General features: G+C 68.6%; 13 protein-coding genes. 9 read left to right on the top strand and 4 right to left on the bottom strand.

The genetic code is table 11. The annotated features are described in order from the left end of the window. Positions 1 to 1,608, bottom strand: a complete 1,608-nt coding sequence (locus DZC73_RS18430; protein ID WP_124541834.1) for a carboxyl transferase domain-containing protein — start codon at positions 1,606 to 1,608, stop codon at positions 1 to 3. A 136-nt stretch (positions 1,609 to 1,744) separates the two neighbouring features. On the opposite strand from DZC73_RS18430, the gene DZC73_RS18425 reads away from it, so the two are divergent. After that, complete coding sequence (locus DZC73_RS18425) at positions 1,745 to 2,773, top strand: AraC family transcriptional regulator (RefSeq protein WP_235835190.1); 1,029 nt, start codon at positions 1,745 to 1,747, stop codon at positions 2,771 to 2,773. Here DZC73_RS18425 and DZC73_RS18420 read toward each other — a convergent pair. Further along, complete coding sequence (locus DZC73_RS18420) at positions 2,749 to 3,294, bottom strand: GNAT family N-acetyltransferase (protein ID WP_124541833.1); 546 nt, start codon at positions 3,292 to 3,294, stop codon at positions 2,749 to 2,751. The genes DZC73_RS18425 and DZC73_RS18420 overlap by 25 nt on opposite strands. Before the next feature lie 41 nt (positions 3,295 to 3,335). Between DZC73_RS18420 and DZC73_RS18415 the strand changes: the two genes are divergently transcribed. From DZC73_RS18415 to DZC73_RS18400, 4 genes are all read left to right on the top strand, one after another. Further along, on the top strand, positions 3,336 to 3,902 hold the full coding sequence (locus DZC73_RS18415) for a DUF1003 domain-containing protein (protein WP_124541832.1): 567 nt from the start codon (positions 3,336 to 3,338) through the stop codon (positions 3,900 to 3,902). A gap of 46 nt (positions 3,903 to 3,948) precedes the next feature. Beyond that, the gene (locus tag DZC73_RS18410) at positions 3,949 to 4,629 is read left to right on the top strand and encodes a class I SAM-dependent methyltransferase (RefSeq protein ID WP_124541831.1); all 681 of its coding nucleotides are present in this window, start codon (positions 3,949 to 3,951) and stop codon (positions 4,627 to 4,629) included. Positions 4,630 to 4,747: 118 nt separating this feature from the next. Beyond that, positions 4,748 to 5,104, top strand: a complete 357-nt coding sequence (locus tag DZC73_RS18405) for a YciI family protein (protein WP_124541830.1) — start codon at positions 4,748 to 4,750, stop codon at positions 5,102 to 5,104. A gap of 9 nt (positions 5,105 to 5,113) precedes the next feature. Beyond that, the gene (locus DZC73_RS18400; RefSeq protein WP_124541829.1) at positions 5,114 to 6,349 is read left to right on the top strand and encodes an RNA polymerase sigma factor; all 1,236 of its coding nucleotides are present in this window, start codon (positions 5,114 to 5,116) and stop codon (positions 6,347 to 6,349) included. A 10-nt stretch (positions 6,350 to 6,359) separates the two neighbouring features. Here the strand turns inward: DZC73_RS18400 and DZC73_RS18395 are convergent, their stop codons facing one another. Continuing rightward, complete coding sequence (locus tag DZC73_RS18395) at positions 6,360 to 7,316, bottom strand: polysaccharide deacetylase family protein (RefSeq protein ID WP_124541828.1); 957 nt, start codon at positions 7,314 to 7,316, stop codon at positions 6,360 to 6,362. A gap of 130 nt (positions 7,317 to 7,446) precedes the next feature. On the opposite strand from DZC73_RS18395, the gene DZC73_RS18390 reads away from it, so the two are divergent. Then, on the top strand, positions 7,447 to 8,025 hold the full coding sequence (locus DZC73_RS18390) for a hypothetical protein (protein ID WP_124541827.1): 579 nt from the start codon (positions 7,447 to 7,449) through the stop codon (positions 8,023 to 8,025). Positions 8,026 to 8,028: 3 nt separating this feature from the next. Here DZC73_RS18390 and DZC73_RS18385 read toward each other — a convergent pair whose 3' ends face one another. Next, positions 8,029 to 8,550 (bottom strand): YgjV family protein, encoded by a 522-nt coding sequence (locus DZC73_RS18385; protein WP_124541826.1) that lies wholly within the window; start codon positions 8,548 to 8,550, stop codon positions 8,029 to 8,031. 224 nt (positions 8,551 to 8,774) lie between these two features. On the opposite strand from DZC73_RS18385, the gene DZC73_RS18380 reads away from it, so the two are divergent. From DZC73_RS18380 to DZC73_RS18370, 3 genes are read left to right on the top strand one after another with little or no spacing between them, the layout of a single operon-like run. Next, entirely contained in the window at positions 8,775 to 10,766 is a 1,992-nt protein-coding gene (locus tag DZC73_RS18380; RefSeq protein WP_124541825.1) for a TonB-dependent receptor plug domain-containing protein, read from the top strand. Further along, positions 10,766 to 11,293: a YfiR family protein gene (locus DZC73_RS18375; protein WP_124541824.1), complete on the top strand. Its 528-nt coding sequence runs from the start codon at positions 10,766 to 10,768 to the stop codon at positions 11,291 to 11,293. The genes DZC73_RS18380 and DZC73_RS18375 overlap by 1 nt, the downstream gene beginning before the upstream one ends. Further along, the gene (locus DZC73_RS18370; RefSeq protein WP_124541823.1) at positions 11,290 to 13,200 is read left to right on the top strand and encodes a putative bifunctional diguanylate cyclase/phosphodiesterase; all 1,911 of its coding nucleotides are present in this window, start codon (positions 11,290 to 11,292) and stop codon (positions 13,198 to 13,200) included. The genes DZC73_RS18375 and DZC73_RS18370 overlap by 4 nt, the downstream gene beginning before the upstream one ends. Positions 13,201 to 13,232 lie beyond the last annotated feature (32 nt).

Here is a 13,232-nt window from a genome sequence, read left to right as displayed (position 1 = left end):
TCACATGCGGAAGACGCCGAACTTCGCCTCGGGAATCGGCGCGTTCAGGCTGGCGCTGATGGCCAGGGCGAGCACGCGGCGGGTGTCGGCGGGGTCGATGACGCCGTCATCCCACAGCCGTGCGCTGGAGTAGTACGGATGCGCCTGCTTCTCGAACTGGTCGAGGATGGGTTTCTTGAACGCCGCCTCTTCATCGGCCGACCACGATCCGCCCTTGGCCTCGATGCCATCGCGCCGCACCGTGGCCAGCACGCTCGCGGCCTGTTCGCCGCCCATGACGCTGATGCGCGCGTTCGGCCACATCCACAGGAAGCGCGGCGAGTAGGCCCGGCCGCACATGCCGTAGTTGCCCGCGCCGAAACTGCCGCCGATGATCACGGTGAACTTGGGCACGTTGGCGGTGGACACGGCCGTCACCATCTTCGCGCCGTGCTTGGCGATGCCTTCGCTTTCGTACTTCTTGCCCACCATGAAGCCGGTGATGTTCTGCAGGAACACGAGCGGAATCTTGCGCTGGCAGCACAGCTCGATGAAGTGCGCGCCCTTTTGCGCCGACTCGGAGAACAGCACGCCGTTGTTGGCGATGATGCCCACGGGCATGCCCTCGATGTGCGCGAAGCCGGTCACGAGCGTGGTGCCGTAGCGCGCCTTGAACTCCTCGAACTCCGAGCCATCGACGATGCGGGCGATGATCTCGCGCACATCGAAGGGCTTGCGCGTGTCGGTGGGAATGACGCCGTGCAGCTCCTGCGCATCGAACAGCGGCGCGCGCGGTTCGATGCAGCGCAGCGGCATGTCCTTGCGCCAGTTCAGGTGCGCCACGGCCTGGCGGGCGATGGCCAGCGCATGCGTGTCGTTCTGCGCCAGGTGGTCGGCCACGCCCGACAGCCGCGTGTGCACGTCGCCGCCGCCCAGGTCTTCGGCGCTCACCACTTCGCCGATCGCGGCCTTCACCAGCGGCGGGCCGGCCAGGAAGATGGTGCCCTGCTCCTTCACGATGATGGACTCGTCGCTCATCGCCGGCACATAGGCGCCGCCCGCGGTGCACGAGCCCATCACCACCGCGATCTGCGGGATGCCCTGGGCGCTCATCTGCGCCTGGTTGAAGAAGATGCGCCCGAAGTGGTCGCGATCGGGGAAGACCTCGTCCTGGTTGGGCAGGTTCGCACCGCCGGAATCCACGAGGTAGATGCACGGCAGCCGGTTCTGCTGCGCGATCTCCTGCGCGCGCAGGTGCTTCTTCACCGTCATCGGGTAGTAGGTGCCGCCCTTCACCGTGGCGTCGTTGCACACGATCATGCAGTCCACGCCAGAGACGCGGCCGACGCCGGCAATCATGCCGCCGCCGGGCGCGTCGTTGTTGTACATGTCCAGCGCGGCCAGCGGTGCGACTTCGAGGAAGGGCGTGTCCGGGTCCAGCAGCATCTCCACCCGGTCGCGCGGCAGCAGCTTGCCGCGGGCGAGGTGCTTGGCGCGCGGGCCGTCGCCGCCGCCCTGGGCGATCTTCGCGAGCTTCGCGTTCAGGTCGTCCACCAGGGCCCGCATGGCCGCGGCATGGGTCTTGAAGTCTTCGGAGCGTGCGTTGAGCTTGGACGCGAGCGCGGGCATCGAGAGGTCTCCTGGTTCTGGGACTCGGCGCAGCATAGTCTCGGCCCCGAAGTCCCCGTGCAGCTTAGGAGAAGCCCGGGGTCATGTGCTGCCAGGGAGGTTGCAAATCCTGCCAGGCCCGGCGAGACTTGCGGCCATGAGCACTTCCCCCCTGCGTGCCGAGCGGACGGCCGCCACGCCCATGGCTTTCGTGCGGGCCATCGTGCTGGCCTACGAGAAGTACGGCGTGGACCCGTCCAACGCCTTGCGGCAGGCACAAATCACGCCAGCGCAGCTGCGCCGCAATGAAGCCCGCATCACCGCCGCGCAGATGGAAACGGTGTCCGGCGCCGCCATGCAGGAACTGGACGACGAGGCGCTGGGCTGGTTCAGCCGCAAGCTGCCCTGGGGCAGCTACGGCATGCTGTGCCGCGCGTCCATCACCTCGCCCGACCTGGGCGTGGCCATCCGGCGCTGGTGCCGCCACCACCGGCTGCTGACGGACGACATCGGGCTCGAACTCAGCGTGTCGGGCGATGTCGCGCACTACCGCATCGAGGAACACCGCAAGCTCGGCGCCTTCCGCGAGTTCTGCCTGGTGACCAGCCTGCGCTTCCTGCACGGCTTCGCCTGCTGGGCGATCGATTCGCGCATCCCGTTGCGCGAGGCGAGCTTTCCGTTCGCGGCACCCGCGCATGCAGAGGTCTACCCGTTGCTGTTCCCCGGGCAGGTCTACTTCAACGCGACGCAGGCCGGATTCAGTTTCGATGCGCAGTACCTGGCCATGCCGCTGCGGCGCGACGAAGCCGCCTTGCGCGCCATGCTGCAGCGGGCCCTGCCGCTGACGGTGCTGCAGTACCGGCGCGACCGGCTGCTGGTGCAGCGGGTGCGCGAGCTGCTGCTGCATCGTGGAGCGGAGCTCTCGACGGCAGATGCCCTGGCGCGAGAGCTGAACATCTCGACGCGGACGCTGCACCGCCAGTTGCTGGACGAAGGCGCATCGCTGCAGGACCTCAAGGACCACACGCGCCGGGACCTCGCCATCGATCTGCTCACGCGCGGCAGCAAGTCGGTCAAGCAGATCGCCCATGCGGCGGGCTTCGGCAACGAGAAGAGCTTCGCCCGCGCCTTCAAGGCCTGGACCGGGCAATCGCCCAGCGACTACCGGGGCCGGTCGATGCGATAGACCCAGTGCAACGGGTCATCGATCGGGTTGTCCGGTGTCAGCTCCCCTTGCGCGACCCGATGGAACCCGGCACTCACCAGCACACGCCACGACGCCGGATTCGAAGCATTCACCGGCACGATCACCGAGCCGACCGAAGGATGGTCGCGCCAGATCGACTCGACGCAGGCCCGGATCAGCGCCGCGCCCAGCCCCTGCTGCAGCTGCCGCGGCTCACCGATGAAGTAGTCGACGCTGAACGCCCCCTCGGGCACTTCCACCACCGGCGCCAGTTCTTCGAGGTACTCCGGATACGACGCGATCGCATACCGCTGGATGAGTCCCACCGGTTCATCGCCCCGCATGCCGACATACAGGTCCGTCGGCTCCAGGCCATCGATGCAGCCCCCGAAGTCGGCCTCCACCGCCTCGTCGGTGAACTCATGGTCCCACCAGCGCTTCACGTGCGGCTGGGCCAGCCAGTGCTGCAGCAAGGGAAAGTCCGCTCGCGTGAGCGGCCGCAGGGTGAGGGTCGAGGCCATGCCCGCATCCTAAGCCGGCACGCGCATTGCTCCTGCAGGGCATGGGAACGTCGCCTCAACGCCAGCAACGCACTTATCGCCACGCCACGTCGGTGGACGAACTGACGCGCCAGAACGTCCAGGCGATCGTCGACCTCGAACATGCGGCCAGGCTGCAGCGCAGCCTCTCGCAGCGCATGGCCAATGCCGTGGCCAGCTTCTGCGGCACGATGACCTTTGTCTGGCTGCACGTCGGCTGGTTCGGGCTGTGGATCGGGGTCAACACCTGGCCGGGCATCCATCACGTGGATGGCTTCCCCTTCACGTTTCTCACGCTGATGGTGTCGCTCGAAGCCATCTTCCTGTCAGCCTTCATTCTCATCGCGCAGAACGAGGAAACCCGCCTGGCCGAACGCCGCAACGCGCTGGACCTGCAGATCAACCTGCTGACCGAACAGGAGAACACCAAGATGCTGCAAATGCTTGCGGCCATCGGCAAGAAGCTGGACGTCTGCTTCGACGACGACCCCTCGCTCAGCGTGCTGGAGCAGGCCACGCGGCCTGACAAGCTGGCCGAGCAGATCGAGCGGGCCAGCGGCCAGGACGCCGATTCGCAAGGCGGCCATTGACACCTTCATCTGCCGCGTCAGCCCGCTCCTGTAAGCTGCGCCACACATGCCAGGCTTTCTCACCAAGCACGAACGCGTGGCCATCGGCCATGTGGACGACCTCCACATCCGATCCCTTCTCGATCGCCAACAGTTCTCCGACGCGCGCGGCGAAGCGGCCGCCATCGGCATCTGCGACGCCGCCTGGCCCCTCTTTGGATTGCTGTGGCCATCGGGCCGGCAACTGGCTGCGCAGATGGCCGTGCGGCCGGTGCGCGTGGACGAGCGCATCATCGAGATCGGCTGCGGCCTGGGCCTGGCCAGCCTGGTGAGCCACCGCCGCGGCGCGGACATCACCGCCAGCGATTGCCACCCGAGTACCGCCGGCTTCCTGGCCGAGAACCTGCGGCTCAACGGGCTGCTGCCCCTGCCCTACCAGCACAGCCACTGGGCGGTCGACGTGGGGCCGCTGCGCCGCTTCGATCTCATCATCGGCAGCGATGTGCTCTACGAGCGCGACGACGACGGCGTGCTCGCCGGCTTCATCGAGCGCAACGCCACCACGTGCGCCGAGGTGATGCTGGTCGACCCCGACCGCGGCAACCGTTCGGCCTTCTCCAGGCGCATGCGCGGACTGGGCTTCGAGCTCACCGAGTCGCGCCTGGATGATCCATTGGCCGAGGGCGGGCCGTACAAGGGCCGGCTGCTGGTGTACCGGCGAAGCGCGGCCTCGCCGACCGCGCGCTGAGTCTGCCCGGCGCTGGACGGTCGCAATTCTTTTGTGCGCCAATGTCGAAATCGGGCCTGCCCGAGCGTCATTGTCCAGGCGAGGCATGGTGCGTCGCCGTCACACCGAGGAATTCGACATGGAATACATGCTGCTCGTCCACACCGACCCCAAGACCTTCGCCGGCTTCACGCCTGAACAGCAGGCCGAAGGACTCGCCGCCTACGGCGCCTATGCCGATGCCATGCAAAAGGCCGGCGTGATGCGCGGCGGCAACCGCCTGCGTCCGGCCGACATGAGCACCACCGTGCGCATCCGCGACGGCAAGGCGCAGGTGCTCAACGGCCCCTACGCCGACACGCGCGAGCAGCTGGGCGGCTACTTCATCATCGACGTGCCCAACCTGGACACCGCCCTGTCCTGGGCGTCGCGCTGCCCCGGCGCCAGCCACGGCACGATGGAAGTGCGGCCGATCTGGGGCATGGGCGAAGCCTGAGGTCCGGGCTTGTCCGATCCGCACGAAGCCGCCCGCGCTGCCGAGGATGCAGCGCGGCGCAGCTACGGCAAGCTCATCGCCTTCCTCGCCGCTCGCTCGCACGACGTGGCGGGCGCCGAGGACGCCTTGTCGGAAGCCTTCGCGACCGCCCTGGCCGACTGGCCGGTGAACGGCGTCCCGCGCTCGCCCGAGGCCTGGCTGCTGACGGTGGCGCGGCGCAAGGTCATCGACGCCCTGCGCCAGCGCCGGCATGACGAAGCCGCGTCCGAACAGATGCTCTGGCTGGCCGAGCTCGCGCTGGACGACGAGGATGACAGCGTGATCCCCGACCGCCGGCTGGGCCTGCTCTTCGCCTGCGCGCATCCGGGCATCGACGCGGGTGTGCGTGCGCCGCTGATGCTGCAGGTGGTGCTGGGTTTCGATGCGGCCACCATCGCCTCGGCCTTTCTGGTGGCGCCCGCTGCGATGGGGCAGCGGTTGTCGCGCGCCAAGGCCAAGATCCGGCAGGCGGGCATCGGCTTCGAGGTGCCGCAGGGCGAGGCCTTGAGCGAGCGGCTGGTGTTCGTGCTCGATGCCGTCTACGCCGCGTATTCGGAAGGCTGGTCGGACCCGCAGGGTGCCGATGCGCGCCGCCGCAACCTGGCCGACGAGGCGATCTGGCTGGGCCGGCTCACCGCCTCGCTGCTGCCCGATGAGGGCGAGGCGCTGGGGCTGCTGTCGCTGATGCTGCATGCCCACGCGCGGCGCCATGCGCGGCGGGATGCGCAAGGGCAGTACGTGCCGCTGCAAGAGCAAGACCCGAAGACCTGGGACGCCGCGATGATCGACGAGGCCGAAGCCCTGCTGTCGCGTGCCAACCGCTGCGAAGGCAGCGGGCGCTACCAGCTCGAAGCCGCGGTGCAGTCGGCGCACGCCGTGCGCCGGCTGACCGGGCGCGCCGACTGGCCCGCCATCGCGCAGTTGTACGAGGCCTTGCACACGCTCACCGACTCACCGGTGGCGGCACTGAACCGCGCCGTCGCGCTGGCCGAAGTCCAAGGGCCGCAGGCCGGGCTCGCGGCGCTCGATGTGGTCGCCGCCGATGTCCGCATGGCCGACTACCAACCCTACTGGGCCGCGCGCGCCGACCTGCTCGCACGCAGCGGCGCCGTCGACGGTGCGAAGCAGGCCTACCGCCGCGCCATCGGCCTGGAAAGCGACCCGGCCGTCCGGCACTTCCTGCAGCAGCGCGCCGCGTCGCTGTGAGGCGATGTCGTCACTGGTCCTTGCACAGCAATTCGTGCTGCTGCACGACCCAGCCCTGCGGATCAGGCTGCCCGTACACCGACAGCTTCTGGTGGCGCTCACGTGCCCAGCGCGCCAGCCACGACGGACCGATCCGTCCGCTGGCGAGATCGCGTGACCGGTAGGCCGGATCCTTCAAGGCCTCTTCCAGCGTGACGAAGGTGTAGCCGCGCTCCGTCAGCCGCGCGAGCGTGCGGTCCAGCGAATCGGCATTCAGCCGGTTGTCGTGGATGAGCAGGACCTGCGCAATCTGCCGGCCGAAGAGCTCCTGGCTCATGGTCTCGTACGTGTCCAGCGCCACGTCGAGGTGGTGCAGGTAGTCGTCGGCCACGTGCCGGCGCTCCTGCGCCTGCGTCGGCCCGGCCAGCCTGTCGTAGACGCAGGAGAAGAAGAAATCGTCATGCTCCACCGTCATCGGCGCGACCTGATAGCCGTGTGCGGCCAGGAAGCCCTCGAAGCGCTGCTTGTCGTCCTCGTTGTGGCCGGTCTGCGTGTACGGGTGGCGGTAGTAGCGCAGCGGCAGGCCACGGGCGGCAGTGAGCCAGCGCGTGACCACCTCGCCCTTGAGCACCGAGTCCTGCACCTGCGCGAGCGGCGTGTCCCACAAGCCCACGTGGTCGAAGCTGTGGTTGCCCAGCTCCATGCCTGCATCCAGCCAGTCGTCAAGGAGGGTCACGCCAGCATCGAGCTCACCTCGTCGATACAGGCCCTGCTCGTTCACGAAGCCCACGGCGCGGGCTTGGTGCTTCTTCAAGGCGGCAAGGATGCGCGCGTTGACCTCCCGGCGCTCGGTGGACGAGGTGGCGACGGTACTGGCCAAGGGCAGGTCGTCGATGGTGATCGCGATGGTCCGCGGGCCGGCGGCGGCACTCATCCACACCGCGGCTCCGAGTGCCATGCCGGCGAAGGCCCGGCGAATGCGCATCATGGGTTCAGCCTTTCATTCATGAATAACTGGGTTGCATCCACATGGATTCTCAAATGGCTTGCCGCTTTCCAGAATCCATCCCATCGCAACCACGCAGCCGGCCATGATGCCCGCGAACAGGACCACCGCCATGAACCGCCACATCCAGCGTTGGGCAGCCAGCCCCTCCGCCGCCTGGCTGGCCATTGCCACCCTCGCCGCCTTCGCCTTCAACCAGGCCGCCACGGTGTGGCTCAACGCCAGCTACGCGGCGTCGAAGTACCCCGTGCCCTACTACGTCGCGCAGTTGTCGTTCAGCGCCGAGAAGATCAAAGGCTGGTATGCCGCGATGCTGCAGACCGGCACGCTGGACGTGTACGTGCGCACGCAGAACATCGACTTCGTGTTCATCCTCTCGACGCTGCTCTTGCATTTCTTCGCGCTGGTGCTGGTGTCGCGGGCATTCCGCGAAGGCTCACGTGGCCGGACCTGGATGGTGGCCTGCGCCTTCATCAGCGCCATCGCGCCGCTGGCGGATGCATCGGAGAACCTCGTCTCCTACGTGATGCTCGCGAACCCGACCACCTTCGCGGACTGGCTGGCCGTCCTGTACTCCAGTTGCTCGGCCATCAAGTTCGCGTTCTTCTGCTTTGCGTACCTGTGCGTGCCGGTGGGCCTGGCTGCTGCGCTCGGACAGCGCATGACGGGCCGCCGTGCGGTCCTGGCCTGAAACTCACGCGGCGTGGCGGGGCGAGCGCGTCACCTGCCACGCACCGTAGGCCGCCGCCGCGGCAGTCAGCACGTTGGCCGCCATCTGCTCCAGCGAATCCACATGCCAGGCGTGCACCATCCACATGGCCGACACCAGCAGCATGACCACGCGCAGCGCCGCGCCGCGCATGTAGAACATCGCGTAGGTGGACATCAGCGACGCGGCGAGCGTGACGGCACTCACCCAGCCGTGCCAGGTCAGCCCCGCGGCCACGAGCGTGAGCCCTGCGAAGAAGACGAATGTGTTGCGCCGCGCGACGCGGCTGCGTTCCAGGGTGATGGCCGATGACGCCGTGCGGCTCACGCTCACGGCGCTCAGGGCAGCGCCGCCAACTGCACCCAGCAGCGCATTGTTCACGGTCCACAGGCAGCCGGCGATGATGCTGTGCCGGCGCATCGCCGCATCGCAGCGGCCGACGAGCGCCCAGACGTTGAGGGCGAGGGCCACGAGGCCGGTGGCGTGGGTGAAGACTTCGTACGACATGGCTGACAGCTGACGAAGTCTAGAAAGACACGGCAGCCCGCGATCGCCGGAGAAGCGGGCGCGCAGGCTTGCAAATACACCCTGTCACACGGGAAAAGTTGGCAAACACTGCCGTTGCGAAGCCACAGTACGTCTAATCGCTCAAGTGGGGGACCCCGCGGGTCGATACCCTGGATGCCTCTCCACGAGACAGCTTCGCGCGTGCCCGCCTCACGCTGCCGTCCATGAATCTCCCGATCACTTCCGGTTGCCTCCGGTCTTCCCGGCGCGGTCTCCTGCACGCATGGCTGCATGCCTGCCTGCTGCCGCTGCTGCTGGGCCTGTCCATGGCCTCGCAGGCGGCCTCGGACACCGACCTCGCTTCCACGCCACTGAACGCCCTGCTCGACATGGAAGTCTCGGGTGCGTCGAAGTTCACGCTGCACATGAGCGATGCGCCGGCCTCGGTCTCGGTCATGACCGCCGCGCAGATCCGAGCCCTCGGCCTGCGCACCCTGGCCGAGGTGCTGCAGACCGTGCGCGGCCTGGCCACCACGAGCGACCGCACCTACACCTACCTCAGCGTGCGCGGCCTGTGGGTGCCGGGCGACTACAACACCCGCGTGCTGGTGCTCATCGACGGCAACCGCATCAATGACACCGTGTACGAGCAGGCGCTGGCGGGCAGCGAGTTCCCGCTGGACATCGACCTCGTCGAGCGGGTGGAATTCATCCCCGGCCAGGGCTCGGCCGTGCACGGCGCCAACGCGCTGTACGGCGTGGTGAACGTGGTCACGCGGCATCCGGCACAGGGGGCACCGCGCGAGATCGCCGTGGCGCTGGCGCCCGGCAACACCCGCCAGGCACGTGCGAGCGGCAGCATCGAAGCCGGCGACGGCACGCTGCTGCTGTCGGTCACCGGCCTGCGCATGGCGGGCACTGACGCCGTGTACGACGACGGCCGCGTCAGCCGTGACACAGACCACGAGCGCAGCACCAAGCTCTTCGCCAAGTACAGCGGGCCCGAGTTCAATGCCACCCTGATCCACGGGGACCGGACCAAGGGCCTGACCAACATCCAAAGCACCGTCTTCGGCGACCCCCGAAGCAACAGCCGCGATGCGGAGACGCTGGTGGACCTCGCATGGTCGCGGCAGATCGACGACACCAGCCGATGGAAGCTGCGCGGCTATGCGGGCGCCTACGACTTCCGCGGCGACTACCTCATGGACGACGGGCTGGGCACCGTGAACCGCGACGGCATCGTGTCGCGCTGGTGGGGCATGGAAGCCAACGTCTTCACTGAACGCTTCGCCGGCCACAAGCTGGTGCTGGGCGCCGACTGGCAGGCCTCCACCCACCGCGATCAGACCAACGTGGACCTGGATCCGGGCGCGGTGTACCTGGACGACCACCGCTCGGGCCATCGCCTGGCTTTGTTCGTGGAGGACCAGTGGCTGTTGCACCCGGAGCTCAGCATCACCCTGGGCGTGCGCCACGACCGCATGGAGTCCGGCGACTCGAAGCTCAGCCCCCGGGTGGCCACGGTGTGGCGCGCCAGCGAACGGTGGATCTTCAAATTCGGCCACGGCCGGGCGTTTCGTCCGGCGAATGCGTTCGAGTCCTTCTACAACACACCGGTGGCCGGCGGCTACAAGGGCAACACCAGGCTGCATCCCGAAGACGTCACCGGCGAGGAACTGGTGGCGGAGTTCAGGCCCGACTCGGCCACCCGCGCCACTGCCACGGCCTATGCCAATCACACCCGCGGCCTGCTGGTGCAGGCGGTGGACCCGGCCGACGGCATGCTGGTGTTCAGCAACACCGGGACCTTCGATGCACATGGACTGGAGCTGGAAGCGGAACACGTGTGGCCGCACGGCGCGCAGGCCAAGGCCAGCTACAGCATTCACCAGGTGAACGGCGCCTCGGCGCCGGGCATCGCCGCAGGCAATGCGGCGCACCTGGCCAAGCTGCTCGCCACCTGGCCCTTCGGCCGCGACTGGACGGCCGGCCTGCACACCGAGCTGGTGGGCCGGCGCGGCGATACCGCCGGCTACGGCATCACCGGTCTCACGCTCACCCGCTCGTTCGGCACGCCACGCAGCAGCCTGTCGCTGAGCATCGATGATCTCTTAGATCGCCGGCCGAGCGACCCGGGCGCAGACTCCGTGCTGCAAGACCGCACGCCCCTGTACGGCCGCGGCGTGCGGCTGAAACTGGAGCTGGCGTTCTGATGTCCATGCTCGGCCTGCGTTCGACCCTTGCCGCGCTGCTGCTCGGCGCGGCGGCCACGCTCGTGCCGGCGGTGGACGAATCGGAGCTGGAGGCGGCCATCGTCTACAACGTGCTGATGTTCGCCGACTGGCCACCCGAGGTGCTGGCCACCGGTGCGCCGGTGCGCTTGTGCGTGGCCGCAGGCGGCGGGCTCGCGCAAGCCATGAAGGCGCTGCAGGGCCGCGACCTGCGCGGTGCACCGATGCAGACGCAGGACCTGGGCAGCACGCCGCCCGCGCGCCCCTGCCACGCGGTGTTCGTGGACGGGTCCTCGCGGCCTCATCTGTCGCCGCTGCTGAAAACGCTGCGCGGCGGCGGCGCACTCATCATCAGCGACGACGCCGCCGCACCGGCCGACGATGCCGGCGTCGTGCTGTCGCGGGCCGGCACGCGCTACGTCTTCGACATCAACATGCAGCCTGTGAAGCAGGCACGCGTGCGGCTGAGCTCCAAGCTGCTGCGCCTGGCCCGGACGGTGCGTGAATGAACACCGAACGCCGCACCGACCCCTTCCGCGTGCGCCGGCCGCAGCGGCTGAGCCAGCGGCTGTCGCGCGCGCTGGTGGCCAGTTCCGGCCTCGCGCTGCTGCTGGCGGGCCTGATCTTCGACGGCTACGTGTACTTCTCGCAGCGCGCGGCGCTGGTGGACGACATGCGCGTGCAGGCACGCATCATCGCGGAGAACACCTCCGCGGCCATCCTGTTCGAAGACACCCGCGCGGCCGCGCAGACCCTGGCCGGGCTGCAGGCTTCGGCGTCGGTGCTTCGCGCCGAACTCCTGGACGCCAAGGGCCGCATCGTCGCCAGCTATTCGGTGTCAGACAACCCAGCACTGCCGCCTGACGTGCGCCAGCAGCTCGCGCCTTCGCAGCCGCATGACTTCGTGGACGGACGCCTGCTGCTTCGACAGGTCATCCGCGAAGGCCGCCGCGACGTGGGCAACCTGTACCTCGTGGTGGACCTCGCCCCCCTGCACCGCCGCGTGCTGATGCACGTGGGCATCACCATCCTCGCCTCCGCCGCGGCCTTCGCGCTGGCCTACGTGATGGTGCTGCGCATCCGCCGCGACATCGACGCCACCGAGGGCCGGCTCGACTACCTCGCCTACTACGACCCGGTGACCGGCCTGCCGAACCGCCACGCCGCCAACGAGCAGATGTCGCGCCTGATCGGCACCGTGGGCCGCTCCAGCGACGGCTTCGCCCTGCTGCTGCTGGACCTGGACGACTTCAAGATCGTCAACGACACGCTGGGCCATGCGGTGGGCGACGAGCTGTTGCGTGCCATCGCCCAGCGCCTCACGCAGCACATGCGGCCGGCGGACATCGCCTGCCGCTTCGGCGGCGACGAATTCGTCATCCTCTCGCCGCGCGTGGCCGGGCGCGTCCACATCGAGGTGCTGGCCGTGGCCGCGATGAAGGCGCTGGCCGAGCCCGTCAACATCGGCGGGCACGAGGTGCGCATCAGCGGCAGCATCGGCCTGGCCCACTTTCCCACCGATGCGAACGACATCGCCGGCTTGCTGCGGGCCGCCGACACGGCGATGTACGACGCCAAGGGCAAGGGCAAGAACACCTATTCGGTCTACGACGGCGGCATGGAGCAAGGCGCGCTGGCCCAGCTGCGCCTGGACAACGACCTGCGCCGCGCCATCGAGCGCAACGAGCTGAGGCTGGCGTACCAGCCCATCGTCAACCTGGGCTCGCACCGGGTGGAAGGCGCGGAGGCGCTGCTGCGATGGGACCACCCCGAGCTGGGCGCCGTGCCGCCGGCGGAGTTCATCCCGCTGGCCGAGCGCAGCGGGCTCATCGTGGAGATCGGCCAGTGGGTGCTGAACCAGGCCTGCCTGCAGATCAAGGCCTGGGCCGAAGCGGGGCACACCGGCATCTTCGTGGCGGTGAACGTGTCGGCACGGCAGATCCGCCGCGGGCTTCGGGCTCAGGTGGACACGGCGCTCGCGCTGTCCGGCGCCGACCCGCGCATGCTGGAGATCGAGATCACCGAGCACTCGATGGTGGAGGACATCGCCTCCAACGTGGACCAGATCGCCGCCCTGGGCGAGATGGGCATCCGCGTGGCGGTGGACGACTTCGGCACCGGCCTGTCGTCGCTGGCCTACCTCAAGCGCCTGCCCATCAACAAGCTGAAGATCGACCGCGCCTTCGTGAAGGACCTGCCGCACAGCCGCGACGACGCGACCATCGCGCTGGCCATCATCTCCATGGCGCACAGCCTGGAACTCACCGTGGTGGCCGAAGGCGTGGAGACGCGCGAGCAGCAGGACATGCTGGCCGCGCAAGGCTGCGATGCCGCGCAGGGCTACCTCTACAGCAAGCCCGTCGCGGCGTCGGAGATCGGCCGCCTGCTGGCGCAGGAAACGGCCGCGGTCTCGTAGCAGTTGCCGCGAGCCGCCGGTGCCCTCATGCA

The organism is Rhizobacter terrae (assembly GCF_003852895.1).
In the GTDB taxonomy this organism is placed as follows: Bacteria; Pseudomonadota; Gammaproteobacteria; order Burkholderiales; family Burkholderiaceae_C; genus Albitalea; species Albitalea terrae.
This window is presented reverse-complemented; position numbering and strand designations above follow the sequence as displayed.